At 58.3% G+C, this 25,033-nt stretch carries 19 protein-coding genes and 1 pseudogene; 7 read left to right on the top strand and 13 right to left on the bottom strand.

Annotated features, from left to right (window positions below; translation table 11 throughout):
• Nucleotides 1-52: 52 nt before the first annotated feature.
• Both ACTG2W_RS00825 and ACTG2W_RS00820 read right to left on the bottom strand, forming a co-directional pair.
• A complete protein-coding gene (locus ACTG2W_RS00825) occupies nt 53-829 on the bottom strand; it encodes a DUF429 domain-containing protein (RefSeq protein WP_106843808.1) in 777 nt (258 codons plus the stop codon).
• Between the two features lie 84 nt (nt 830-913).
• The gene (locus ACTG2W_RS00820; protein ID WP_005352548.1) at nt 914-1,477 is read right to left on the bottom strand and encodes a VC2662 family protein; all 564 of its coding nucleotides are present in this window, start codon (nt 1,475-1,477) and stop codon (nt 914-916) included.
• A gap of 260 nt (nt 1,478-1,737) precedes the next feature.
• On the opposite strand from ACTG2W_RS00820, the gene ybcJ reads away from it, so the two are divergent.
• The gene (gene ybcJ, locus ACTG2W_RS00815) at nt 1,738-1,971 is read left to right on the top strand and encodes a ribosome-associated protein YbcJ (protein WP_005361116.1); all 234 of its coding nucleotides are present in this window, start codon (nt 1,738-1,740) and stop codon (nt 1,969-1,971) included.
• A 33-nt stretch (nt 1,972-2,004) separates the two neighbouring features.
• On the opposite strand, the gene ACTG2W_RS00810 is transcribed toward ybcJ, so the two are convergent.
• The 4 genes from ACTG2W_RS00810 to ACTG2W_RS00795 form a co-directional block, all read right to left on the bottom strand.
• On the bottom strand, nt 2,005-2,478 hold the full coding sequence (locus tag ACTG2W_RS00810; RefSeq protein WP_005352552.1) for a DUF4442 domain-containing protein: 474 nt from the start codon (nt 2,476-2,478) through the stop codon (nt 2,005-2,007).
• 167 nt (nt 2,479-2,645) lie between these two features.
• A complete protein-coding gene (locus ACTG2W_RS00805; protein WP_106843806.1) occupies nt 2,646-4,397 on the bottom strand; it encodes an ABC transporter transmembrane domain-containing protein in 1,752 nt (583 codons plus the stop codon).
• Nucleotides 4,394-6,130, bottom strand: coding sequence for an ABC transporter transmembrane domain-containing protein (locus ACTG2W_RS00800; protein WP_106843805.1), 1,737 nt, complete (start codon nt 6,128-6,130; stop codon nt 4,394-4,396). Before ACTG2W_RS00800 ends, ACTG2W_RS00805 begins: the two co-directional genes overlap by 4 nt.
• A gap of 166 nt (nt 6,131-6,296) precedes the next feature.
• Nucleotides 6,297-9,101, bottom strand: a complete 2,805-nt coding sequence (locus tag ACTG2W_RS00795; protein WP_106843804.1) for a hybrid sensor histidine kinase/response regulator — start codon at nt 9,099-9,101, stop codon at nt 6,297-6,299.
• 187 nt (nt 9,102-9,288) lie between these two features.
• On the opposite strand from ACTG2W_RS00795, the gene trxC reads away from it, so the two are divergent.
• Together trxC and ACTG2W_RS00785 are read left to right on the top strand one after the other, a co-directional pair.
• Nucleotides 9,289-9,723: a thioredoxin TrxC gene (trxC, locus tag ACTG2W_RS00790; RefSeq protein WP_069555989.1), complete on the top strand. Its 435-nt coding sequence runs from the start codon at nt 9,289-9,291 to the stop codon at nt 9,721-9,723.
• A gap of 161 nt (nt 9,724-9,884) precedes the next feature.
• Nucleotides 9,885-11,266: pseudogene (locus ACTG2W_RS00785) on the top strand (SLC13 family permease).
• Nucleotides 11,267-11,329: 63 nt separating this feature from the next.
• Here the strand turns inward: ACTG2W_RS00785 and ACTG2W_RS00780 are convergent.
• The gene (locus ACTG2W_RS00780; RefSeq protein ID WP_042083396.1) at nt 11,330-13,804 is read right to left on the bottom strand and encodes a glycogen/starch/alpha-glucan phosphorylase; all 2,475 of its coding nucleotides are present in this window, start codon (nt 13,802-13,804) and stop codon (nt 11,330-11,332) included.
• Nucleotides 13,805-14,179: 375 nt separating this feature from the next.
• Nucleotides 14,180-14,377, bottom strand: coding sequence for a DUF4250 domain-containing protein (locus tag ACTG2W_RS00775; protein WP_005333612.1), 198 nt, complete (start codon nt 14,375-14,377; stop codon nt 14,180-14,182).
• A 230-nt stretch (nt 14,378-14,607) separates the two neighbouring features.
• Between ACTG2W_RS00775 and ACTG2W_RS00770 the strand changes: the two genes are divergently transcribed.
• Nucleotides 14,608-15,093 carry a cell division inhibitor gene (locus ACTG2W_RS00770; protein ID WP_106843803.1) on the top strand — a complete coding sequence of 162 codons (486 nt, stop codon included), beginning with the start codon at nt 14,608-14,610 and terminating at the stop codon, nt 15,091-15,093.
• Between the two features lie 160 nt (nt 15,094-15,253).
• Here the strand turns inward: ACTG2W_RS00770 and ACTG2W_RS00765 are convergent, their stop codons facing one another.
• The 3 genes from ACTG2W_RS00765 to sixA all read right to left on the bottom strand — a co-directional run bounded on the left by ACTG2W_RS00765 (nt 15,254) and on the right by sixA (nt 17,143).
• Entirely contained in the window at nt 15,254-16,171 is a 918-nt protein-coding gene (locus ACTG2W_RS00765; protein WP_106843802.1) for a DMT family transporter, read from the bottom strand.
• Between the two features lie 164 nt (nt 16,172-16,335).
• Entirely contained in the window at nt 16,336-16,542 is a 207-nt protein-coding gene (locus tag ACTG2W_RS00760) for a DUF1107 domain-containing protein (RefSeq protein ID WP_005336998.1), read from the bottom strand.
• A 133-nt stretch (nt 16,543-16,675) separates the two neighbouring features.
• Complete coding sequence (gene sixA, locus ACTG2W_RS00755) at nt 16,676-17,143, bottom strand: phosphohistidine phosphatase SixA (RefSeq protein WP_101531712.1); 468 nt, start codon at nt 17,141-17,143, stop codon at nt 16,676-16,678.
• A 162-nt stretch (nt 17,144-17,305) separates the two neighbouring features.
• Between sixA and ACTG2W_RS00750 the strand changes: the two genes are divergently transcribed.
• Nucleotides 17,306-20,092, top strand: coding sequence for an insulinase family protein (locus ACTG2W_RS00750; protein ID WP_106843801.1), 2,787 nt, complete (start codon nt 17,306-17,308; stop codon nt 20,090-20,092).
• A 331-nt stretch (nt 20,093-20,423) separates the two neighbouring features.
• Here the strand turns inward: ACTG2W_RS00750 and ACTG2W_RS00745 are convergent, their stop codons facing one another.
• Together ACTG2W_RS00745 and ACTG2W_RS00740 are read right to left on the bottom strand one after the other, a co-directional pair.
• Nucleotides 20,424-21,071 carry a thiopurine S-methyltransferase gene (locus ACTG2W_RS00745; protein WP_106843800.1) on the bottom strand — a complete coding sequence of 216 codons (648 nt, stop codon included), beginning with the start codon at nt 21,069-21,071 and terminating at the stop codon, nt 20,424-20,426.
• Nucleotides 21,072-21,352: 281 nt separating this feature from the next.
• Nucleotides 21,353-22,723, bottom strand: a complete 1,371-nt coding sequence (locus tag ACTG2W_RS00740) for a leucine-rich repeat-containing protein kinase family protein (RefSeq protein ID WP_106843799.1) — start codon at nt 22,721-22,723, stop codon at nt 21,353-21,355.
• Between the two features lie 321 nt (nt 22,724-23,044).
• Here ACTG2W_RS00740 and ACTG2W_RS00735 point away from each other — a divergent pair, with 321 nt between their 5' ends.
• Both ACTG2W_RS00735 and ACTG2W_RS00730 read left to right on the top strand, forming a co-directional pair.
• On the top strand, nt 23,045-23,809 hold the full coding sequence (locus ACTG2W_RS00735) for an SDR family oxidoreductase (RefSeq protein WP_106843798.1): 765 nt from the start codon (nt 23,045-23,047) through the stop codon (nt 23,807-23,809).
• 51 nt (nt 23,810-23,860) lie between these two features.
• Nucleotides 23,861-24,688, top strand: a complete 828-nt coding sequence (locus ACTG2W_RS00730; RefSeq protein WP_106843797.1) for a bifunctional transcriptional activator/DNA repair enzyme AdaA — start codon at nt 23,861-23,863, stop codon at nt 24,686-24,688.
• Nucleotides 24,689-25,033 lie beyond the last annotated feature (345 nt).

Raw genomic sequence — 25,033 nt, 5'->3', positions numbered from 1 at the left:
TTTGGCCCACGTCGACAAGGTGAGCGGAGCCATGATGCGCCGCGTCCGTCCGTCACATGCCGCTCTGCTCTACAGCATGACGGGCAAAGTGATAGATCCATCCCTCATCACACGGCATGTCACCGGGTGGAGAAATAAGCTCAGGTAATACCGTCACCTTGCCACCAGCGGCATATTGCAGCGCCATCAGGGCGCAGAGCGCCGCATCATAGCGATCGGTGCCGACCAGCACATCCGCAGGCAGCAGCGCCGCCAGCTCGGGCCGTGCCGGGGCGGCCTTACCGCCCACTTTGGCCAATGCTGGATAGACCTCCAGCACGGCACGACTGGCCTTCGGGGCAACGGTCGGCACCAGTTGCAGATCCGAGAGCCGCGGCAGCATGGAGAGCGCCAGGGTTGCATTGTTACCGAGCCGATCGAAGGTGGCCGACAGCGGCTTCTTGCAGTACTGCTGATACAGCCAGCGCTCGCAGTCGCGATAGGCATAGGGGTTGTCTATCTCCCGCTCGGGCACGGCGCAGCTGTGTGGCTGGCCGTTGAGCAGATCCCGCAAGGCGCGGGGAAAGGCGAGCGGCGCATCGATACCGAGCGCCAGTTGCGGGCAGGCTTCTACCTGCATCAGGGTCAGCTCATTTTGCAGGGCGGGACGCAGCAGAGCGGCCAGATCTGGCGCCACCCGCGAGCTCAGACGAAACAGCGGCGACACCCCGAGCCAGTGCAGGCGGTTGGATTCGGCCTGCCAGCCCACCACGGCCACCGCCTGGGCACTGCCCTGCCAGCCACGCACATCCCAGCCGATCCCGATTGCGCTCATCTGCCCTGCCGTCATCAATTACCTCTGTTCGCCTGTCACAAGTTGCAAGAGGCACAGGGTAATCAGCAGATGCCTTTAACGCAAAGCGAACTGCCTTGGTCAGAACGATTTCTGGAAGTTCACCAGCGGCAGAATGGGGAACACGCCGTTGGCGGCATAGTTGGCCAGCCCGATCTGCAAGCCATCGAGGTGCTTGGTCGCATTGATAAAACCAATCTGGAAGGTGGTGCGCTCGGCATAGTTAACGAAGCCGACGTTGGCCAGCGCATTGCCCTTGGCGATATTGACCGCCCCCCAGTTAAGCCCCTGCACATTGTTGGTCAGGTTGACCAGCCCCAGATTGACGCCGGTATCCTGCCCTTCGTGCCAGTTGATGGCGTTGATGGCGACCCCGCCAAACTGGTGGCGCACCCGACCAGCCCCCAGGAATACCCCGAGCTGCAGGCCGCTGAACTGATCCACATCAGAGAGGGCGAAGATCGGCAGATCAATACCCTTCACCTGACCGGTCCGACCGTAGAGCAGCGAGGCGCGCGCTCCTTCCACCTGATGGGACGCGGGCAAATTGACCCCGGGCAGCGAGACCTGCACCGGAGTACTGGCCTGCGCAACACCGCACAGAGTAAGGGCGCTGCATGCCAGCAGCAGGCGGGAGAGTGTCATGGAAAGTTCCTTGGGCCATTGAGAGTGGCCCGATCCTAACAGTCAAGGGAGAGTGTGGGCACACCAGCAGGGACGAGGTGCGTCACGATACGTCACGGGTGGCCCTCTCACCTCTCCATCAGGTCTTGCGAAAGCGCCACCTTAAGGACAATCGGCCACTTTTTCGCAGCGAGTGGCCCCTCTTCCTTTCTTTGCCTGAGCGAACTGCCTAAAATAGTCGCCCTGCTGTATCCGGCATTCATCCATCTAGAGGATTTCCCATGGAGACGTTTCTGCTCGAAGGTCACCCCTTCGTTGCCTTGTGTGACCTTATCAAACATCAGGGGTGGGCCGATTGTGGCGGCGCCGCCAAAGCCCTCGTTGCCGAAGGGCTGGTCGAGGTGGACGGTCAGGTCGAGACCCGCAAGCGCTGCAAGATCGTGGCCGAACAGGTGGTCAACTTCAACGGCATGAAGGTCGTGGTGAAAGAGGGCGTCAGCCCGGAGATTGGCTAAACCCGGTTCAGGGAGCCACTCTCCGGCAACCCGCTAGCTGGCCTTGATCGACAGGGTCAGCACAAAACGCGCCATCGCCTCATCCCCGTTCAATGACGGACAGGTGGCCACCACCCGGATGGGGCGATTGATGCGCTGACCGCTTGCCAGCGATTCATCGATCATGGCGTCAATCTCCTCCCCCGCTGCGCAGTCGAACTGCACATCCCCCTCCGGTCGTTTCAAAAACTCCCCCTGCACATCCTTGAAGGCAAAGTGCACCTTCTTGCGCCGCTGCCGCCCCTTCTCCATCACCAGTAGACCACCTACCAGATCGGCGCCGGTCGCCAGCGCGCCAAAATACATGCTGCCCAGGTGGTTGCGGGTACGCCAGCCAAGGGGAATGCGAATGCGCAGCGCCTTGGCGTTCATCTCTTCGATGATCGGGGCACAAAACCCGATGACGGGAATGTAGCGCCAGGCAAACAGCCGAAGCGCCAGATTGGCTTTGAAGCGTTGCAAATCCATATGCGAACTGATCCGATGAGTTAATGTAAACAACATGTTGCCTGCATCTACGCCATTCGACAAGCACAGGGATCACGGTTACGACCTTTTGCCCAACCCAAAAAAACAGAGGGAACCGCACCGGTTCCCTCTTTTCGTTCATGTCGCCGTTACAGCAAATGTGCCGCTCAGGCGCGCTTCTCTTCCAGCCAGGCCCCCTGACTCTGCATCTCGAACAGCTGGGCATAATGGCCGCCGAGGGCCATCAACTCACCATGGGTACCCCGCTCATTCACCTGACCGCGGGAGAGCAGCAGGATCTCGTCCGCATCGACGATGGTCGAGAGGCGGTGGGCGATGGCGATGGTGGTGCGGCCACGACGGGCAGCAGAGATCGCCTGCGACAGCGCCAGCTCGGTCTGGGAGTCCACGCTCGCCGTCGCTTCATCCAGAATGAGGATACGCGGATCCCCCACCAGCGCGCGGGCAAAGGAGAGCAGTTGCCGCTGACCGGCGGAGAGGTTCTTGCCTCCCTCCTCCATCAGGGTGTTGATCCCCTGTGGCAAGCTGCGCACAAACTCGGCCAGCTGCACCTCGCTCAGCGCCTGCCAGAGCCGCGCGTCGTCTATTCCGGCCCGACCGAGACGCAGGTTTTCCGCCAGAGTGCCGACGAAGATAAAGGGATCTTGCTGCACCAGCCCGATGCTGCGGCGCACCGCCGCCAGCGACAGGGTATCCAGTGCGTGCTCATCGAAGCGGATCTGCCCCTGATCCAGCGGATAGAAGCCCATCAGCAAGCTGATGATGGTGGACTTGCCGCTGCCGGTATGGCCCACCAGCGCCAGCATCTGGCCCGGTTTTGCGGCAAAGCTGACCTCCCGCAACACCTGCTGCTCGCCATCGTAGGAGAAGCTCACCCGCTCGAAACTGACCCGCCCTTCCAGCGGGATCATCTCGCCCTCGGTGCTTTCGCGGGTTTCATCGAGCAGAGCAAAGACCCGCTCCCCCGCCACCATCGCCTGCTGCAACTGGTTGAGCTGGTTGGTCATCTCGATGAGCGGCTCGATCATCCGCCCCAGATAGCTGATAAAGGCGTAAAGCACCCCTACCTGAATAGCACCCGCGTGGCTCCCCCCCTCATGGGCAAACAGCGCCAACAGGCCGATCAGCACCATCATGTAGAAGAGATCGATGAGCGGACGCAGCAAAATGCCGTTGATCTTGAGGCTCTTGATCCGTGCCGACCAGTGTTGCTGGTTCACCTCGGCAAAGGCGTTGGCAAAGTGGCGCTCCTGCACCATCGCCTGGATCACCGGCATCCCCTGCAGCGACTCGTTGAGGCGGCTGTTGATGTCGGAGAGCAGACTGCGGGTCGCTCGCACCACCGGCACGCTCAGTTTCTGGTAGAGCCACATCACCCCACCCACTGCGGGCAGCAGCAGGGAGCAGACCAGCATCAGCCGCAGATCCAGCAGCGCCATCGAGATGAGGATGCCGCACAAGAGCACCACTTTTTGCACCAGCAAGCCGATCACCTGCACATAGAGGTTCATGATCGCCTCGGTGTCGTTGGTGATGCGGGAAATCAGCGAGCCGGAGCGATGCTTGTCAAAGTAGCGGGCCGGCAAGCGGATGGCGGTGGCAAACACCTGCTCGCGCAAGGTTTGCACCACCGCCTGGGCGATACGGTTAAAGCGCAGGGATTGCAAATAGAAGCCCGCCGCCGAGAGTACCTGCAAGCCCAGATAGCCCGCTGCAATCAGGGCTATGGTGGGCAGCACGATATTGCGAGGCGCCAGATAGTCATCGATAAAGAGCTTGATCAGCAGCGGCCCGGCCACTTCGGCGCCGGTGGCGAGCAGCAGGCAAATCCCCGCCTGGATCAGCCAGCGAGGATACTGGGCGCAGTAGGCGAGCAGTCGTTTAATGGTCGGATTCACAGGCTCTCCTCCACCGCTTCTTCGAGACGCTGATAACGCACCATATCTGCATACCAGCCATTGTGCGCCATCAGGGCACCGTGATGACCTCGCTCGCTAACGGCCCCCTGCTCTAGCACCAGGATCTCGTCGGCCTGCTCCACCGCCGTCATGCGATGGCTGACCAGGATCAGGGTGCGACGATGGGCTTTGAGGGCATGCAGAATTTGCTGCTCGGTGTGGGCATCTACCGCCGAGAGCGCATCATCGAGCACCAGAATGGGCGCATCCAGCAGCAGGGCGCGGGCAATGGCCAGCCGCTGTTTCTGGCCGCCGGAGAGGGTCACCCCTTTCTCCCCCACCTCGGTCTCATAACCCTTGGGGAAACGCACAATATCATCGTGGACACAGGCAATGCGCGCCACCCGTTCGACCTCCTCGCGGATCGCATCGGGTTTGCCCAGGGCGATATTGGCGGCGATAGTGGTGGAAAACAGGAATGGCTCCTGCGGCACATAGGCAAACTGGCTGCGCAGTGTGGCGAGCGGCAGCTGGTCAATCGGAACGCCACCCATGACAATCGAACCGTGAGTCGGATTGGCAAGGCGCATCAACAGCTTGAGCAGGGAGCTCTTGCCTGCCCCGGTGCGCCCCACCACCCCGAGCATCCCCCCTTGCTTGAGGGTAACGTCGATATCCGCAAGCAGGGTGCGCTGCTCGAGTTGATAGCTCACCCCTTTGATCTGCAAAGGAAAGGCAGAAGTAAACGCGGCCGGCTGGGCGGGCTCTTCGATATCGCTGCGCTCCCCCAGCAGGCTTTCGATACGGGAGTAGGCGGCGCTGCCCCGCTCGATGATGTTGAACAGCCAGGCGATGGCAAACATCGGCCAGATCAGCTGCCCAAGGTACATGGTGAAACTGGTGAGCTCACCCAGGGTCAACTCACCCTGCAGCACCAGCACACTGCCCCCCGCCACCGCGAGGAAGTAGGAGCAACCGATACAGAGATAGATGACCGGATCGAACTTGGCATCGATGCGGGCCACCGCCATATTGCGCTCCCCCGCCTGTTTGGTCAGCTCGGCAAAGCCTTCATCTTCCAGCGATTCAACCGCATAGGATTTCAACACCCGCACGCCGGAAAGGGCCTCCTGGGTCTTGTTGTTGAGCCTGGAGAAGGCCCCTTGCGCCGCCTTGAACTGGGTGTAGATCTGGGTGCCGAAGCGGTTCATGAAATAGGCCATCACCGGCAGCGGCAGCAAGGAGACCAGCGTCAACTGCCAGGAGTACTGGCTGCACATGATGGAGAGCACCAATACCCCGACCATGATGGAGTCCACCAGAGTCAGCACCCCTTCGCCAGCGGTCATCTCCACCGCCTGAATGTCATTGGTGGCATGGGCCATCAAATCGCCAGTACGGTGGCGCTGATAAAAATCGGGGCTCATCCGGGTGAAATGGCTGAAAAGGCGATTGCGCAACACATAGGCCAGACGGTAAGAGGCACCAAACAGCATCACCCGCCAGACGTAGCGCAGCAGATAAATCAGCACACCCAGACCAAACAGCCCCGCCAGATAGCGCATCAGGGTACCATTGTCGAGACCACCCTTGGTGATGCCATCCACCACCCAGCCCACCACTTTGGGCGGAATCACGGTCAACAGGGCCACCATCAGCAGCAGGGAGATGGCGGCCAGATAACGGGGCCACTGCTCCTTGAAAAACCAGCTCAATCGTAAAAATACGCTCACACCACCAACCTTTAGCGCTCTCTGCCCGTGACCGCTCCAAGGAGCGGCCATCAGAGAAGCCACGCAGAAATAGAAGAATGAAAACAATCGCCTCCGGCTGGAGGCGATTCGAACGAAAGCTCATCATATCCCGAACCGGGATGGTTGAGAATAATTACTATTTAATTCACTGTGACATGCGATCATCCCCTGATGAATAGGGATTATACGAATTTTCATGCTGCTCACCGGTCAACAGGAAGTGTGACACCTCTTCCCGGGTCTGGCTGAACACCTGTTGCAACTGCTCCAGATCTGACTCGCTTAGCACCTCGTTTTGCCGCAGGCGCCACTCCAGCTCGCCAGCCACCAATTGCAGACGGGCCGCCGAGATATTGGCCGACACCCCCTTGAGGGTGTGCAGCAGCTTGCTGGCCACCTCGGGCTGCTGACGGCGCAGGGCGGAGCGGATCTCCCACAGGTCGTCCTTGTGTTCCGACATGAACAGCTTGAAAAGGATCTGCAACGCCTCCTTGTCCTGCTCCAGCCGCTTGAGGGCATCCTGCAGATCGAGGATCCCGATCATGTCCGGCGGTTTAACCTCCATGATCCCCGCCTGCTCTACCCCTTGCGGCTTTACCCACTGCAGCAGGTTGTTGTAGAGATCCAGCTTGCTCACCGGCTTGGTGACATAGCCATTCATCCCCACCCCCAGGCAACGCTCCTTGTCACCGGGCATGGCGCTGGCGGTGAGGGCAATGATGGGCACATCGTGTTTGTCGACCATCTTGCGGATCTGGCGGGTGGCATCGAGTCCGTCCAGCACCGGCATCTGCAAATCCATCAGGATCACGTCAAAAGGCTGCTCGGCGACCCGCTCCACCGCCTCCCGACCATTGCTGACCACACACACCACCGCATCGACGCGCCGCAGATACTCGATGATGAGCTGCTGATTGACCCGGTTGTCTTCCGCCAACAGCACTCGGGTACCCTGCAACAGGGATTTGAAGTGTTGCTGATCCCCCTGTGCCTCGGCCTTGCGCAGGTTGAGCTCGTAAGAGCTACCGTTGAGCAGTTCGTCCACCTTGGCCAGCAGGGCATTTTCGGTCATCGGTTTGGGCAGAAAATGGGTCAGCCCCATGCTGTCCATCCGGGCGTGCAGCCCCTCTCTGGCCCAGGCGCTGATCATCAGGATGGGGATCCGCCGCCACTGGCTGTGCTGATACATCTCCAGCGCCAGATCGAGCCCATCCTCCTGACCCATGCGCCAGTCGAGGATCGCCAACCGCAGATTCGGTCCCTCTTCACGGAGCAGCTGACGGGCACGGGAAAGGGAGTTAACCGGCAGCACCCGCACTCCCGCGCGAGTCAGAATGTCCCGGGCCAGATCCAGCACCAGTTCGTTGTCATCCATCACCATCACCAGCGGCTGGTTTTCGAAGAAGACTTTCCGTCCAGCCACGCCGTAGACCGCCTGCGCCATCGGGATATCGAACTTGAACAGAGAGCCGACGCCAGGCTTGCTCTCTACGGTGATCCGCCCCCCCATCAGCTCCACCAGCCGCTGGGAGATATTGAGCCCAAGACCCGAGCCGCCATATTTGCGGGTATTGCCCGCCTCCAGCTGGGTAAACGCCTGAAACAGTTGGGTCTGCTTCTCTTCGGCAATGCCGATGCCGGTATCGCGCACACTGAAGCGGATCCGCATTGGGTGAGGATTGGCCAGCTCGATGCAGACTTCGACTTCACCGCGTTCGGTAAACTTGATGGCATTGTTCACCAGATTGACCAGCACTTGTCCCAATCGCAGGGGATCCCCACGCAAGAAGACCGGCACCTCCGGTGACTTGCGAATAACCACCTCCACGTGTTTGCGCTCCGCCAGATCGGCAAACATGCCCGCCAGCGAATCGAGCTGCTCGCTGAGATCGAAGTCGATCTCCTCCAACGTCAGCTTGCCTGACTCCACCTTAGTCAAATCAAGGATGTCGTTGATCAGCAGCAGCAGGGTATCGGATGAGGATTTGATCTTGCCCAGATAGTCCCGCTGTTGTTGATCCAGTTCAGTCTGCAGTGCAAGCGAGCTAAAACCTATAATGGCATTCATGGGGGTGCGGATCTCATGGCTCATGTTGGCCAGAAAATCGCTTTTGGCCTGGGCCAGCAAGCCGGTCTGGCGCGACAACTCGCTCAGCTTCTGGTTGCGGCGCCACAGGGTGAAGGCCACCAGCGCAAAGCAGATCAAGGCCCCGCACAACACCATCAGATAGAAGCGGTTCATCAAAGAGGAAGCGCGCTCCAGCTTGTCGAGTTTCCAGCGCACCAGACTCTCGATCACATGCATGTCGATGAGCTGGTAACGCAAGGTGTGATAAGCAATCACCTGCTGGCTCATCTCCTTGCTCAGGCGGATCAGGGTGGCGATCTCCGGCAAGTTGCCATAACGGGATTGCAACTGCTGTTGCAGCTGGTCCAGCGTAGTCTGTTCACGTTTGTCCCAACTGCGCTGCAGATAGTTGCTCAGTTGCGCCAACTCCTCCAGGTCGCGATGGAGAGCACTGTCTGACGGGCTTATCCCCCGCACCTTTTTAATCTGGGCCTGCAGGGGCGCATTGAGGTACTCGATAGCCATCTCAATGGCATGAAGCCTGGCCAGCGCCATCAGATAGTTGTCCATGTCATCAAGCAGAGCCTGGGAAAGGTCGTCTTGCACCAGCTCGGGATCGCTTCTGACTTCCCGTACAAAACCGTCAAGGGTGATGGATAACTGGTTCAGGCGCTGCTGGACATTGCTGTCATTGGCCTGCTCCCGCCCAAGCAGATAGAGGGTATCGGCGTTGATCCTGTTCAGCACCACCTCGGCCGCTTCGTTCAGGTTGTGGGCCTGCTGCTGCTGACTGAGCGACTGCCAGCAGTAGCCCGAAAAGGCAAGCAGCAGGGCAACAATCAGCCCTGGCACAGCACGGTTTTTCCGTGATCCTTTATTCATCCCGTCTCGACTCTCATCTGGTGGTCGCTGAATTATCCGGTCAGGCAATGAACCCAGGGGGAATTATCCACTCCCGCTGGGCACTGTGTTACCGTTATTGCTCTGATATTTCGCTATTGTTTCGCGATTGCTTCATTCTGGCTTTTCATCATATCCCCGGCCAGAGCTGATTTAGAAGGAACCAATTATGTCATTTATCACTACTTATTGTAGCCACTGCTTTACCAGGAACCGCCTGCCCGTTACCCATATCGATACATCTGCCAAATGCGGGCGCTGCAAAGCCCTCCTGTTCAGCCAGACCCCTTGCCTCGGGAAGGCGGATAACTTCGATACCCTGATCAACTCAGATATCCCGGTCGTGGTCGATTTCTGGGCCAGCTGGTGCGGCCCCTGCCAGCAGTTTGCTCCGGTATTTCATGAGGTTGCCCATGAACTCGAACCACGGATGCGCTTTGTCAAAGTCGATACCGAGCAGCAGAGCACCATTGCCGCCCGTTACGCCATTCGCAGCATCCCCACCCTGATGGTCTTCAAACAGGGTAAACTGGTGAACCAGATAAATGGATCCTTGCCCAAGAACATGTTCAAGCAGTGGCTGGAACAGTTCATGGATGTATGATTTATATTTCGCACATGTTTTATTTATGTGTTCATTTCCTCATTTTTATCAATGAGTATGTGAGTAGAGGCTGATTTTCAACATGTGAGTCTGTTTCAAACAAGTGAATGGATGTAATCTCGGCAACACAAAAACAACCATAAATTAACCGAGAGAACATTATGCACACATCAGCTGTACCCTCTGCTCCATCTCGCTGGCTGGACATCAAATCAGGGATCGTCATCCTGGATGTTTTGCTACTTTGTGCCATGCTCGCCTGGCTCCCGTTTGACCCCATGGTCAACAAGGGGCTGGGCATTCTGGTCTTTATCGCCATCCTCTGGCTGACCGAAGCACTGCACGTCACCATCACCGCGCTGCTGGTACCCCTGCTGGCTACCGTGCTCGGGGTGTTTGACATGAGCAAATCCCTCACCGATTTTGCTAACCCGATCCTGTTCCTCTTTTTTGGCGGTTTCGCCCTCGCGGCAGCCCTCTCAAAACAGGGACTGGATACCCTGATGGCAGGCAAGGTGATGCACCTGGCAAATGGTCATCTGGGTTGGGGCGTGATCCTGCTCTTTACCATCACAGCCGCCATGTCGATGTGGATCAGCAACACCGCTACCACCGCCATGATGCTGCCACTGGCGATCGGTATGCTGGCACGCCTCGACAGCAAAAAGAGCGCGCCACCTTCGTCTTCGTATTGCTGGGGATCGCCTACAGCGCCAGTATCGGCGGCATCGGTACCCTGGTGGGTAGCCCACCCAATGCCATCGCAGCCGCCCAGATGGGGATTGGCTTCACTGACTGGATGAAATTCGGTGTTCCAGTAGTGCTGATCCTGATGCCCTGCGGCATTGCCCTGCTCTATCTGGTAACCCGCCCGCGTCTCAGCCACCGCGTCGAGATCCAGGATGTCACCATCAACTGGACCCGCGAGCGTAAAGTGACGCTGGCAATCTTCCTGACCACCGTTGTGCTCTGGATCGGCTCACAACCCATCTCCAACGCCTTTGGCGGTATTCCGCAACTCGACACCCTGATTGCCATGGGCGCCATCGTAGCCATCGTGGTCAGCCGTGTCGCCAGCTGGGATGACGTCAACCAGAACACCGACTGGGGCGTGCTGATGCTGTTTGGCGGCGGTCTGACCCTGAGCGCCATTCTCAAGGCCACTGGTACCAGCGCCTTCCTGGCCAGCCATCTGTCGGCCGTGCTCTCCAACGCCAACATTTTTGTCGTGTTGCTTATGCTGGCCGCCTTCGTGGTGTTCCTGACCGAGCTGGTCTCCAACACCGCCACCGCCGCGCTGTTGGTTCCCCTGTTTGCCGGTGTCGCCGAGGCGCTGGGTGTATCACCTGTGGTGATGTCTGTGTTGATCGCTATCGGTGCCTCCTGTGCCTTTATGCTGCCAGTCGCCACGCCGCCCAATGCCATCGTCTTTGCCAGTGGCCACATCCGCCAGAGGGAGATGATGAAAGCCGGTATGGCTCTGAACGTGGTCTTTACCGTGCTGCTCGCCCTGCTGGCCTACTTCGTTGGCGATATCCTCTGATCCAGCTCCCCCCAATAAACAAAAACCCCCGCATTGCGGGGGTTTTCTCATTTATGAATCCGATTAGCCGATGTTGCAGGCCTTCAGATCCCAGATCCGATCCACATAGTCCTGAATAGAGCGGTCGGAGTTGAACTTGCCCATGGTGGCCGAGTTGATGATGGCCTTCTTCGCCCACAGTGCCGGATCCCGATACCAGGTATCGATCAGCTTGTGTGCATCCGAGTAGGACTGGAAGTCCGCCAGGGTCAGGTAAGGGTCTCCCCCTTCCAGCAAGGAGCGCTTGATGGAGGCCAGCTCACCCGGACGGCCAGGCGTGAAGTAGTCGGTATCAAACCAGTCCAGCACGGCTTTGAGCTCGGAGTTGGCATAGTAGAAGTCGTACGGGTTGTAACCACGCACCTTCAGCGACTTCACTTCGTCCACGTTCAGACCGAAGATGGCACAGTTTTCGGCACCCGCCTCTTCAGCGATCTCGATGTTGGCTCCATCCAGCGTCCCGATGGTGATTGCACCGTTGAGTGCCATCTTCATGTTGCCGGTACCGGATGCTTCATAACCTGCAGTAGAGATCTGTTCGGAGACATCTGCTGCCGGGATCAGCTTCTCGGCCAGACTCACGCGGTAGTTCGGCATGAACACCACTTTCAGCTTGCCCTGGATACGAGCATCGTTATTGACCCGATCCGCCAGCTTGTTGATGGCATAGATGATGTCTTTGGCCAGCTTGTAACCGGGCGCAGCTTTGGAGCCGAAGATAAACACGCGTGGGTGCATGTCATAGTCCGGGTTGGCCAGCAGGCGACGATAGAGCGCCATGATGTGAATAAGGTTCAGCTGCTGGCGCTTGTACTCGTGCAGACGCTTGATCTGAACGTCAAAGATCGCCTCGGCACTGACATCGATACCGGTTTCGTCTTTGATGACCTTGACCAGCTTCTCTTTGTTGTGACGCTTGATGGTCATGAACTGCTGCTGGAACGCCTTGTCGTCGGCAAACTTCACCACGCCACGCAGTTTGTCCAGTTGCAGCGGCCACTCCTTGCCCACTACTTCGTTGTAGAGGCCAGCCAGTTCCGGGTTGCACGCCAGCAGCCAGCGACGCGGGGTCACCCCGTTGGTCACGTTGCACATTTTTTCCGGCCACAGCTCGGCATACTCGGGGAAGAGATCTTCCTTCACCAGCTTGGAGTGGATCTCGGCCACACCGTTCACTTTGGACGAACCGATCACGCACAGGTTGCCCATGCGAACCTTGCGCACATCTCCCTCTTCGATGATGGAGAGCTTGGCCTTGATGGCATCGTTGCCCGGCCACTTGGGCTCCACCAACTCGTTCAGGAAGCGGGCGTTGATCTCGTAAATCACCTCCAGATGGCGAGGCAGTACTTTCTCGAACAGGCTGACCGACCACTTCTCCAGCGCTTCCGGCAGCAGAGTGTGGTTAGTATAAGAGAAGACCTGATAGCAGATAGCCCAAGCGGCATCCCAGTTCAGATCTTCCTCGTCAACCAGCACCCGCATCAGTTCCGGGATGGCGACAGTCGGGTGAGTATCGTTGAGCTGAATGGCAATTTGCGCGGCAAAGTTGCTGAAGTCACTGCCATGGACCCGCTTGTAGCGGCGCATGATGTCCTTGATGGAGCAAGCACAGAAGAAGTACTGCTGGATCAGACGCAGCTCTTTACCTGCATCGGTCTCATCGTTCGGATACAGCACCTTGGAGATGGTCTCGGCCTGGGCTTTCTCAGCCTGGGAGTCGATGTAACCACCGGCGTTGAACACGTCCCAGTCGAAAAACTCGGAGGCGCGGGATTCCCACAAACGCAGGATGTTGACGGTGTGACCGCCAAAACCGACCACCGGAATATCCCAAGGCACCCCTTTAATCTTGCGACCGGCGTGCCATACCTTCTTCAGGCCGCCATTGTCACCAAACACGGTCTCGACGTAGCCATAGAGCGGCACTTCTTGCACCGACTCGGGGCGGCAGATCTCCCAGGGGTTGCCATATTCACGCCAGGAGTCCGGACGCTCGATCTGGCGGCCATCCTGGATTTCCTGACGGAACAGACCGTGTTCGTAGTGGATACCGTAACCAACCGCCGGATAGTTCAGAGTGGCCAGCGAGTCGATAAAGCAGGCAGCCAGACGACCCAGGCCGCCGTTGCCAAGTGCCATGTCCGGCTCTTGTTCGCACAGGTCGGTCAGTTCCAGACCGAGTTCGCCCAGCGCCTCTTCGCAAGTCTTGTAGAGGGAGAGGTTGTGCAGGTTGTTGGAAGTCAATCGTCCCATCAGGAATTCAGCAGAGAGATAGTGAATCGCACGAGTATCTTTCTTGAAATGAGTCTGCTGAGTGCGGGTCAGGCGCTCGTACACCTGTTCATTGACAGCCGCAGCAGTGGCTTTCCACCACGCTTCGGGAGAGGCTTTCTGTTCGCTTGTTCCCAAGGTAGAACGCAGGTGACGCACGATACTCGCCTTGAGCTGATCTTTATCCAGTTGGAGATCCTGGTCTGTCTTCTTCTTGGTAGCCATAAACCATATTCCTTCGTTACAAATAAAATTGTTATCCCGCTTGCGGGACCGGCGCTGTTGTTATCTCAAAATATGTACCGGCGTGAGAATACTAACTAAAGCGGCAGAATTAAAAGTTAACGCAAGTCACACTTTAACCGATAAAAACAGCCTGAAAAGCTTGAAAACCCTTTCCTTTAATTGATCGCATAAAAACAAACATTTCCTTTATTATCATGAACTTAATGAAACAATAAAAATATTCTGGCATGAATAGGTTTTCAGAGATTGCCAAGCCTTGAAAATCCCTGAAAATAGGCAGCAAGACGGCACATTGAAACCGGTTTCAATGTGCCTGAAAAATTACCGTATAAATATGAAGCAATCATTGCACCCTTAAAGATGTGCTTTGAACTGATTGCTCAATGGATCGTAATGGTACCCAATCTGATCCAGACGTCCTGCCAACTGCTCTTCACTCATATCGTAATAGGCCAGCAACTCCTCCAACCCGTCACACTCAAGCCTTAGCTTCTCATTGATGATGCCCAGCAAGATGTTGGCATCAAGACGTTGCAAGGTACTGATATCCATGGCGGCACCTCCTGTAAATGACCTGTATAACCATGGGCGGTTACACAAGGTTTGTCCATAGTACGAAAAACACCCAACCAGCTTTATATTAAATAGTGTTTAAAAACATAACCTTACTAACGACACATGCCAACACCATCACATTTTTCAGCAAAAACACCTTGTCACTGCCACAGGATAGAACTACTGTATGCGCATACAGCTTGGATATTCATACAGGAAGCCCATATATGAACCAGCCCCTGCACTCACTGCCCTTTGCGATGAATCGTGTCATGAGCAAGCCCTGGCCAACCAGAACCGCCTGCAAAGCGGAGTTGGCTCATTATGGTGTGACTATCCAGTCTGATGATCAGTTTCTGAGCGAGCTGACAAAGCTTGGGGAGGCTCATACCGGCTGGATCTTGTTGATCGCCCCGCCGGGACGCCCCACAGTCAGCCGTCTGGAAGAGCGAGGTATCGATCCCAAGAGAGTGCTGGTGGTACATAGCCCCAAAATCAAGAACTGGCAGCAAACCCTGGAGCGCAGTCTGGGCAATGGTCACTGCGCCGCTGTATTTACCTGGCTGCCTGAGCAGATCGAGCTGGATCACGTCAAGCTGCAGCGACTGGGACAGCAATCTGGCGTACTCACCCGCTTCTTTGGCGCGAAACGGACTAAACTCGGCACACCTCTGCTGGCCTATTCAGAGCAAGATATCTATCTAAATCACTAAGTTAAAATTTGGCCCATTATTGGGCATGGCTGCAACGACAAAGCCATTGCCATCATTACTCAGTAAAATCCCAGCAAAATGAAAAGCGCCTGCATTGCTGCAGGCGCTTTTCATTGTCGGCCAAGCGGGCCATTGGGCCCATCTACGCTTTCGCGCAAGATTACTCTTCGGGGCAGGGTGCCAACACCACCCGGCGGCGACCCATCGCCACCGGACGCACCAGCAACTGTGCCAACAAGACACCCAGCAGGGTCAGCCCACCCCCGATCAGGTGATAGCTGGTCAACCGCTCACCCAGCAGGGTGATGGCAAGGCCAGCCGTCATCACCGGCAGCAGGTTCATAAAGATGGCGGTACGGTTGGCACCGAGCAGGGCGATACCCTGCATCCAGAGCCAGGGCGAGAGCGTCGAAGTGGGGATACCGGCATAGAGGATCAGCCACAGGGCCCGCCCATCTGGCCACTGGCCATCCACCAGCAAAAAGAAGGGGGTCAGGATCACCACACTGCAAATCACCTGACCGTAGAGCAGCGACCAGTTGTCGAGCCCCAGATCCCACTTCTTGAGCAGCACACTGTAAAGAGCGTAAGTTCCCGCCGAAATCAGCATATAGACAGAGCCGATATGAATGCCTTGGGTAAACAGCCGGGTCGGATCCCCCTGCCCCAGCAAGATAGACAAGCCTAGGATGGAGAGCAGCGCCCCCAGTACAGCGCCCCAGGTGGGCCGCTCGCGCAGCAGCCAGATGCTGAACAACACGGTCAACAGCGGCGTCAGACCCATCATCAACCCCATCTCGGTGGCTCCCAGGGTTTGCGCCGCGTAGTAACCAAAAGTCTGGTTGAGCACCATGCCCAGCGAGGCCAGCATGGCGATCTGCCAAAGGCCAGCGCGCAGACGGGCACGCGCACGCCATACCCGACGGGCCAGAAACGGACTTAATACCAGAGCAGCCACCACCCAGCGCGACCAGGCCAAGGCTGCAGGAGACAAAACGCCAACCGCCAGTTTGCTGACGATGCCATTGCCAGCCCAGATGGCAATGCAAGAGAAGGGAAACAGAAAGGCAAGGGGCATGAGAGGATCCAGACCGAAGAGACAACAGCGGGCCAGTATAGGGGGCGATGGGAAAGAAACAAAGGTGTGGGCCTGAACAGCCACATGGTGAACGCCAGTCGCCAGAAACAAATATGCCCGCAAAAGTGCGGGCATATAAGTGCAGAAACAGGTTCAGAAGCGCATCACGCGGCATCCATGTGCAGTCTGGAGATCAGCTCGTTGACCTCGGTGACTGTCTGGCGGTGGGGAATATCCGCCGGATTCGGCATCAGCAACAAACCGGATTGGAAATCAAACCGCCCCCGACCATGGATGTAAATCCGACCTTTAAAGAAGGTTTTGACATGCTTTGCCACCATCAGTGGCAGGTACTTCTTGAACACTCTCATCGTTTGCAACCTCTTGCAGTTGTATCCGTATGACAGCAGCTTCTGCGAATTAATTCCGTAAAATATTTATAAAAATCCGGAAAACTCGCCCATCTCTTCCCAAAAAATTCAATCTATAACTTTTTATTAACTTTTAGCCTATTGTATGTGGCCCTTCGAGCCAGAGCAAGGTTCCTTTGCCATCGTGCCACTCGATACAGGCGATCCCTGAGGTGGCGAACATGGGGGCTCCTGCGGCCGGGCAGAGGCTTTGCACCAGATAACCCACCAGCGGCAGATGGCTGACCATCAGGATCTGGTCATGTTGCTGCGCCAGGGTGGTGAGGTAGCTGGCCACGAAAGCGGGATCACCGTAAGGGGTAATGTCGCCACTCTCTTCAACGGCTGCTGCGTCAGGCAATTCACTGCATATGGCTTGCCAGGTCTGGCGTGCCCGCAGATAGTTGCTGTGGATCACCCGATCCAGCGGGCCAATCAGCTGAGGCGCCAGCCAGCGGGCCATCTGGATAGACTCTTCAATACCCTGCTCGGTCAATGGACGCTGTTCATCTGTTTTCGCATTCATGCCAGCCTGGCCATGACGCATGATATAGATCTTCATTACAACCTCGCCCAACGGGCCTGTTTTGATAGCCGGGGGATCTTACCCCGCCACGGGAGTGGAAACAATTGCGCTACCTCTCAGAAAAGGGTTTGCCTGACGGGATAGCGGGGTCGATAATCATGTTTAAATTCAAATAAATCCAACGTGAGTCACACGCCAATGAGCCCATATGCCAGTCCCAATGACCATCGGCAATACCATTTTCTGGAGCTGGCCAACCGGCTCAGGGTCTTGTTGATTTGTGATCCCGACACCGACAAATCTGCCGCCTCGCTGGCGGTCAATACCGGCCATTTTGACGATCCCGCCGACCGGCAGGGAATGGCCCATTTTCTGGAGCACATGCTGTTTCTCGGCACCTGCACCTACCCCAAGCCTGGTGAATACCAGCAATTTATGAGCCGTCATGGCGGCAGCAACAACGCCTGGACCGGCACCGAATTCACCAACTTCTTCTTCGAGATCGACAACGGCTTCTTCGAAGCAGGGTTGGATCGCTTCTCCCAGTTCTTTATCTGCCCCACCTTTGATCCGAAGTGGGTGGACAAGGAGCGCAACGCGGTCGACTCCGAGTATCGCCTCAAGCTGCAGGACGACATGCGCCGCAGCTATCAGGTGCATAAAGAGACGGTCAACCCGGCGCACCCCTTCTCCAAATTCTCGGTGGGCAACCTCGATACCCTGGCCGATCTGCCGGGACGGGATCTGCGCTCCGACCTTATCCGTTTTTACGAAAGCCACTACAGCGCGGATCGCATGGCGCTGGTGATGATCTCGCCGGAATCCATCGATACCCAGTTGCAGTGGTGCTGTCGCTACTTTGCTCCCATTTTGAATCGCAATTTGGGAACCCCGACCCTCACCATGCCGCTCTACCGGCTCGACGATCTCGGCGTGCGCATCCACATCAATCCGGTCAAGGAGACCCGCAAGCTTTCGCTCAGCTTCCCCCTGCCCAATGTGGACGAGTTTTACGACAAAAAGCCGCTCACCTTCCTGAGCCATCTGATTGGTTATGAGGGGGATGGCAGCCTGCTCTCCCTGCTCAAGGCGAAAGGCTGGGTCAACCAGCTCTCGGCGGGCGGTGGCATCAGCGGCGCCAATTTCAAGGATTTTGGCGTCAACTTCGGCCTCACACCTCTGGGCCTTGAGCATGTGGACGACATCCTCGCCGCCCTGTTTGGCTATGTGAAACTGATCGGCCGCGAAGGGCTGCAGAGCTGGCGCTACGACGAAAAACGGACCGTGCTCGAATCGGCGTTTCGCTTTCAGGAGCGCGGCCGCCCCCTCGATACGGTGTCAGGGCTGGTGCTCAACCTCTTTAGCTACAAACCAGAGGATCTGCTCTACGGCGACTACATGATGCGCGAATATGACGAGGGGCTGATCCGCCGCTTCCTCGCCAAGCTCACCCCGCACAATTTGCGTATCACCATCACTGCGCCGGAAGTGGCGACCGATCGGCTGGCCCGCTGGTATCAGACCCCCTACAGCGTGACGGCCATTACCGAGGCCGAGAAAATTCGCTGGCAACAGAGCGAGCCGGACTCGGCGCTGGCGCTGCCCAAGCCCAACCCCTTTATCAGCAGTAGGCTCGATCCGCGCACACCCGAGCTTGCCGCCGACATGCCCGCCTGTCTTATCGATCGCCCCGGTTTTCGCCTCTGGCACCTCCATGAGCACCTGTTCAGCGTGCCCAAGGGCAATCTCTACATCTCCATCGATAGCGAACATGCGGTCAAAAATCCGCGCAATATCGCCATGGCGCGCCTCGCCGTGGAGCTGTTGGCCGACCATCTCAACGCCCTCACCTATCCGGCAGAGCTGGCGGGGCTGGGTTACCAGATCTATGCCCATCAGGGGGGCTTTACCATCAACCTGAGCGGCTTTGCCGACAAGCAACCGCTGTTGCTCGACATGATCCTCGGCAACCGCACCCTGGGGTATCCGGATCCGGGTCGCTTCGCCGAGATCAAGGAGCAGCTCATCCGCAACTGGGACAACCAGTCCAAGGCGCGCCCCATTTCCCAGCTCTTTAACCAGCTCACCAGTTTGCTGCAACCGAACAACCCGCCGTTCGAGCAGTTGCTGCGCCACCTGCGCACCGTCGAGCTGGAGGAGATGCCAGGCTTCGTGGCCCAGCTGTTTGGCGAGGTGCATGTCGAGGCGCTGGTGCATGGCGACTGGACTGCCGCCGAGGCGCTGGAGCTGGCCGCCCTGATGGAGCGCCACCTGAGCGACATCAATGGCACCAGCAGCAAGCCGAGCGGCGAGACCCGTCGTCCGCTCATCTCCATTCAGGACAGGGGCACCCTTATTCGCGAGCAGGGTTGCGATCACGAAGACTCGGCACTGCTGGTCTACTACCAGTCCCGCACCACCCGAGCGCGGGATCTCGCCTGCTTCACCCTGGCGAACCACATCATGTCCTCTACTTTCTTCCACGAGCTGCGTACCCGTCAGCAACTGGGGTATGTGGTGGGTGCCGGCAACCTGCCCCTCAATCGCCACCCGGGCCTGATCTTCTATATCCAGTCGCCGGTGGCAGGGCCGCAGATCCTGCTCGATGCGGTGGAGGAGTTTATCGACCTCTTCCCGCTCGCCATGCTCGAATTTACCGAGCAGCAGTGGCAGGAGAGCAAGGCGGGGCTGCAAGCCCAGCTGAGCGAGCGGGATGCCAATCTGCGCAGTCGCGGCCAGCGGCTGTGGGTCAGCATCGGCAACAAGGATCTGGGGTTTGATCAGCGCGAAAGAGTCTGCGATGAGGTGGGCAAGTTGAGCCGCGCCGATCTGGTGCGCTTTATCACCCAACTGCGCTCGCGCACCTCCGATCGACTGATCCTCTGCAGCTATGGTCAGGGGCACGAACATGACGAGCGGATCACCGGCCAGTTTATCGACGATCCACGGGCATTTCGGCTCAATGCCGCCACCTTCGAGGCCTGATCAGGCCTCGACATCCCCCGTTTTTCCTTCCCACCGCAAATCACAGACAATAAAAAGCCGACCCATCGGGGTCGGCTGGAAAAACCATAACAATTGCGACCAAAGCCGCCAAAAGTGAACATGAGCGTGAAAATCAGACACTGAGTTGCTGATCAGCAAGCGGGACAGACCCGATACTCGCTTTGCAATGCCAACAGTGATTGAGAAACAGCCTCATATTAGGCACTCCCCCCGTCAGTCACGTTGATCTACGTCAAAGGAGGTAGCGAAGAGCGCACAGCCCGACGATTTGTCGGCGCAGATCACCCTTTGGCCGCCCGTTAGCTGCCCGTTAACCCCGGCGAACCAGTCGGTAGGCCACCTCATCGAAGTAGGAGAGCTGACCCGACAGCACCCGCGGGTGATCCACCTCGGCGGCGCGCCCCAACACCTCGATACGAAAGTCCCGTTCGAACAGCGCCCGCACTTCCATCTCCCCCACCGAGAAGGGGGGCTGACTCTGCTGCTCCGGCTGATATTCAAGGGTCACCAGCAGGATCTGGCCACCGGTCTCGACCAGCGAACTGATCAGGGCTGCATACTGGCGGCGCATCGCGGTCGGCAGGGCGATCAGCGCCGCGCGGTCATAGACCAGCCGGTAACGGCGACCCAACTCGGGGGCGGCGAAAAAATCCCCCTGAAAAATGCGCAGGCTGTCCACCTGATGGCACTGATAAGGGCCCACTTCACTCACGGTCGCGGCGAGCTGGTTTTCACTGAAGAACTGGCTGACGGCAAGGCTCGATAGCTCGAAACCGTCGACCGGATGGCCCTGAGCGCTCAGCCAGAGCATGTCACGGGACTTGCCGCACAGGGGAACCAGCACCGGCTCGTCCGCTTGCTGGGCTGACCACCAGGATTGCAGCCAGTGGTTGAAGTCCGCCTGATGAAAGCCAATCCGGTTCTCTTCCCAACGCTGATGCCAAAACGCAGCTTCCATCGTTATTACCCTTCTGTACTAAAGATGCCTCAATATCACAACTTAACCGGCACCGCGCAACCCTCTGCCCTCCCCTTTTTGCCGCGCTGCCTCTGCGTGTATCGGGCGAATGGCGGGACGTCCCCTTGCCCTGCGCCTCGCAGTCGCAATGATCGCTATTGGGTGCGTTTATAACGGACAAGGCATACCAACTCATGCAAAAACGTCATGGGTGTATGGCGATGAATGAATAAAGGGAATGACGTTGGCAGGCCAAAACCTGCCTGCCAACGCCAGAAAGATCACGACAGCGTGGCGCAAGCGGCCGCCAGCTGACGCTCGATATAAGCAAAATCGGGACGATCGGCGGGGAGTTCCGAGAGACAGGCCGCTTTGAGCTGATGCAACCCATCGAGCGGTGAGTCTTGCGTATCGCAATGGGCAAACAGCTCCTCCAGCAGGCAGCCAAAGGCGCGCACTTCCAAACGCTCAAGGCCCACGGCCCGCTCGCGGTCGCAGCGGTCATATAAGGAAGCGGCGCCAAAATCCCCCAGCAGGGCGTGGGCCGGAGCGTCAGGCCCGCGGGCAAACAGGATATTGTGGCCGTAGAGATCCCCGTGCATGATGCCCGCGCGGTGCAGATGGCCCGCCACCGAGGCGATGCCATGGGCCATCGCCAGCGCATCTGGCACACTCAGGCGCAGCCCCTCGGGATAGATATCCCGGGTGCAGGAGTCCAAGCTCGGCGGCCCGGCCAGATTGGCAAAGGCCGGGTCGATCAGCTCCATCACCAGCGCCGGAATGCCGGAGGGGTGATCCGCCACCTTGCCCATCACCTTGATAAGGTTGGGATGAGTGCCCGCCGCCAGCGATGCCGCCATCTCGCAGCGGGGCAACCCGTCGCTGGTCACCGCCCCCTTGAACAACTTGACAGCCACCTGACTGGCATCGCCTCTATCGCTCGCCTGAGTCACTTCATCAGAAGGATTAGCCACAAGGGTGGCGCGATGGATAACGCCGGATGCCCCCTGACCCAGCAGCTCGCCCAGCGCCAGCGTTTCCCAGGCAAGGGGAGCGACATGGGCATCATCGATAGCCCGCGCCTCCTCCCCTTCGCTAAAGGGGTTACCGGAGTAGGCAAGCCAGGAAAGGCGCGGCAGCGAGAGCAGCCACTCGGGGAAGCGTTCGATGCGATTGGCGGCGATGCGCAGCAGCTCCAGCTTGCGGCAATTGGCAAGGCTGGCGGGCAACTCGCGCAGGCGGTTGCCCGCCAGCATCAGCTTTTGCAGGGCGTCGCACTGGCCCAGCTCATCGGGCAGCTGCTCAATTGCGTTATCGGTCAGGATCAGCCAGCGCAAACCGGCGGGCAGCGCCTTGGCCGAGACGGTAGCAATCCGGTTGGCCTTAAAACCCACCATGGTGAGCGCCGGACAACGTCCCAGTACCTCGGGCAGCTCGGTAAAGCGGTTCTCGGAGCAGAAGATAATGCGCAGTTTGCCAAACCCGGCCAGCTCGTCGGGGATCGTGCTTAGCTGGTTGCCGGTCAAATCCAGCACCTCCAGCGTCTCTTTCAGGCTCAAAATCTCGGTGGGGAACTCCGTCAGGTTTTCAGAGAGCTTCAGATGGCGGGCACCGCACAGTTTACCTGCGCGCAGCTGTTCCAGAGTATGCATAACCGTTTCTCAATCCTGATGATCTGCCTGATGGCGTTGCCAGCCATCAGCGCGCGCCGAACCCGGGTCCGGCGATTTTAAAGGGGGGCATTATAAAGAATTCGGGGCGCAGTTCGCCCCTTTTGTTGCCGCAAAGGCCTGTATCGACATGTAGCAAAACGAGTTGGAGAGAAAGAGAGCAAGATTCGGGTCGTTCCAGCGAGGAGTGGTTGCCATAGTGGGGGCCAAACCCAAGTCGGTTGGAACCTATTGGAGTTCCAACCCACAGCCAACCCTGTGCCCCACTGATTTGGCGCACAACACACCTGCGAGGGAACTGCCATGTCATTACTGTCCAACAAGGTCGCCATCATCACCGGCGCCAGCTCCGGCATCGGTCGCGCCAGCGCCATCCTGTTTGCCCGCGAAGGGGCCAGCGTCGTCGTCGGCGCCCGCCGCCAGCCCGAGCTGGACTTGCTGGTGGAGGAGATCCGCCATGAGGGGGGCCAGGCGGTGAGTCTGGCGGGAGATGTGAAAAGCGAGACTTACGCCCACGATCTGGTGGATCTCGCGTTAACCCGTTTCGGCGGGCTCGATATCGCCTTCAACAACGCCGGTACCACAGGCATGCCGGGCAGCGTAGAGGAGCTTGAGCTGACGCAGTGGCAGGAAACGCTGGATACCAATCTCACCAGCGCCTTTGTGGGGGCCAAGTACCAGATCCCCGCCATGCAGGCTCGCGGCGGTGGCTCGCTTATTTTTACCTCTACCTTCGTCGGCCATACCCTGGGGCTGCCCGGCATGGCGGCCTATGCGGCGAGCAAGGCGGGCCTCATCGGCCTGACCCGGGTGCTGGCCGCCGAGTATGGGGCACAAGGGGTGCGGGTCAACGCCCTGCTGCCGGGAGGCACCGACACTCCCATGGGGCGGGCTTTTGCCAATACGCCAGAGAGCCTCGCCTTTGTGCAGAATATGCATGCCCTCAAACGGCTGGCCCAACCGGAGGAGATCGCCCGCTCGGCCCTTTATCTCGCGTCCGATGCATCCAGCTTTACCACCGGCATTGCCCTGCTGGCCGATGGTGGGGTATCAATTTGTCGCACATGATGTTGTCGCCCCCAACACACTGCGACCGCAAACTTATCGTGAGAACGCCTTATGTCTGATTACGCCCGCATCGCCGATGCCATCCGTTTTATCGCAAGTCAGGTGGAGCGACAGCCCACTCTGGACGAGATAGCGGCGCACGTTCACTTAAGTCCCTTTCACTTCCAGCGGCTGTTCAGCCGCTGGGCCGGAGTGACGCCCAAACGCTATCTGCAGGTGCTGACCCTGGAGCGGGCCAAGGTGCTGCTGCAGGAGTCGCGCCCACTGCTGGAAGTGGCCGATACTCTGGGCCTTAGCAGCGGCTCGCGGCTCTACGATCACTTTGTGCAGCTCGAAGCGGTAACGCCGGGCGAGTACAAACAGCGCGGGGCCGGGCTGGTTATCGATCACGGGGTGCACGACACCCCCTTCGGTCAGGCATTCGTCGCCCTGACCCAGCGGGGGGTGTGCAACTTTTCGTTTCTCGATGAAAAGGCCCCAGAGGCGCCACTGGCCGCCCTCGCCCAGCACTGGCCTGCGGCAACGCTGCAAGAAGCGCCATCACGCACCCTGAACGTCATCAACACCATGTTCGATGGCAGCAAGGCGCCGGATCGCCCTATCTCACTGCACGTGAGCGGCACCAACTTTCAGATCAGCGTCTGGCGGGCGCTGCTGCAGATCCCGCCCGCCAAGGTGGTGAGCTACGCCCAGGTGGCGAGCGCCGTCGGCAATCCCAAGGCCGCCCGCGCCGTGGGTCTGGCGGTGGGCGCCAACCCCGTCGCCTTGATGATCCCTTGCCACCGGGTCATCCAGCAAAACGGCAAACTCGGCGGCTATCACTGGGGCGAGATCCGCAAACAGGCGATACACGCTTGGGAAGCGGCGAGGTATGAGTGAAGGTGGCCTTTTCTGCTCGCCTGATGGGGGAGAAACAGAACTGTTGGTAGTGAGTCAGCAGGCAATCAGGCTGCGCCAGACAGCGTGCGGCGATATAAAGCGGGGAGACCTGAAGAGTCGGGGCGCAAATCGCCCCTTTTATTGCTTTGGCAAGACATGGCGCTTAGCAACAACACCACCCCAGCGGATTGACGAAACACGTAGGGTGCAATAAGCGCAGCGCATTGCACCATTTTCAAAGCGACTTTTGTGCAAGATATGAAGAAAAGTAGAGGTACTACGATACTTGTTGTACAGAGATGGAGAGGAACGAGGCGTGCACCGTTGGCCGTCTTGAGTTTCTGG

Origin of the sequence: Aeromonas sp. 96A, assembly GCF_051919165.1 — a bacterium.
GTDB lineage: Bacteria > Pseudomonadota > Gammaproteobacteria > Enterobacterales > Aeromonadaceae > Aeromonas > Aeromonas veronii.
Note: the sequence above shows the minus strand (reverse complement) of the source record. Positions and strands in the feature narration are given on the sequence as shown.

Bases quoted from the DNA above. Each gene is read 5' to 3' on its own strand.
- ACTG2W_RS00780 (WP_042083396.1), bottom strand. From the start codon at position 13,804: ATGGCTACCAAGAAGAAGACAGACCAGGATCTCCAACTGGATAAAGAT.
- trxC (WP_069555989.1), top strand. From the start codon at position 9,289: ATGTCATTTATCACTACTTATTGTAGCCACTGCTTTACCAGGAACCGC.
- ACTG2W_RS00730 (WP_106843797.1), top strand. From the start codon at position 23,861: ATGTCTGATTACGCCCGCATCGCCGATGCCATCCGTTTTATCGCAAGT.
- ACTG2W_RS00770 (WP_106843803.1), top strand. From the start codon at position 14,608: ATGAACCAGCCCCTGCACTCACTGCCCTTTGCGATGAATCGTGTCATG.
- ACTG2W_RS00810 (WP_005352552.1), bottom strand. From the start codon at position 2,478: ATGGATTTGCAACGCTTCAAAGCCAATCTGGCGCTTCGGCTGTTTGCC.
- ACTG2W_RS00750 (WP_106843801.1), top strand. From the start codon at position 17,306: ATGAGCCCATATGCCAGTCCCAATGACCATCGGCAATACCATTTTCTG.
- sixA (WP_101531712.1), bottom strand. From the start codon at position 17,143: ATGAAGATCTATATCATGCGTCATGGCCAGGCTGGCATGAATGCGAAA.
- ACTG2W_RS00825 (WP_106843808.1), bottom strand. From the start codon at position 829: ATGACGGCAGGGCAGATGAGCGCAATCGGGATCGGCTGGGATGTGCGT.
- ybcJ (WP_005361116.1), top strand. From the start codon at position 1,738: ATGGAGACGTTTCTGCTCGAAGGTCACCCCTTCGTTGCCTTGTGTGAC.
- ACTG2W_RS00775 (WP_005333612.1), bottom strand. From the start codon at position 14,377: ATGGATATCAGTACCTTGCAACGTCTTGATGCCAACATCTTGCTGGGC.
- ACTG2W_RS00795 (WP_106843804.1), bottom strand. From the start codon at position 9,101: ATGAATAAAGGATCACGGAAAAACCGTGCTGTGCCAGGGCTGATTGTT.
- ACTG2W_RS00735 (WP_106843798.1), top strand. From the start codon at position 23,045: ATGTCATTACTGTCCAACAAGGTCGCCATCATCACCGGCGCCAGCTCC.
- ACTG2W_RS00740 (WP_106843799.1), bottom strand. From the start codon at position 22,723: ATGCATACTCTGGAACAGCTGCGCGCAGGTAAACTGTGCGGTGCCCGC.
- ACTG2W_RS00745 (WP_106843800.1), bottom strand. From the start codon at position 21,071: ATGGAAGCTGCGTTTTGGCATCAGCGTTGGGAAGAGAACCGGATTGGC.
- ACTG2W_RS00760 (WP_005336998.1), bottom strand. From the start codon at position 16,542: ATGAGAGTGTTCAAGAAGTACCTGCCACTGATGGTGGCAAAGCATGTC.
- ACTG2W_RS00765 (WP_106843802.1), bottom strand. From the start codon at position 16,171: ATGCCCCTTGCCTTTCTGTTTCCCTTCTCTTGCATTGCCATCTGGGCT.
- ACTG2W_RS00820 (WP_005352548.1), bottom strand. From the start codon at position 1,477: ATGACACTCTCCCGCCTGCTGCTGGCATGCAGCGCCCTTACTCTGTGC.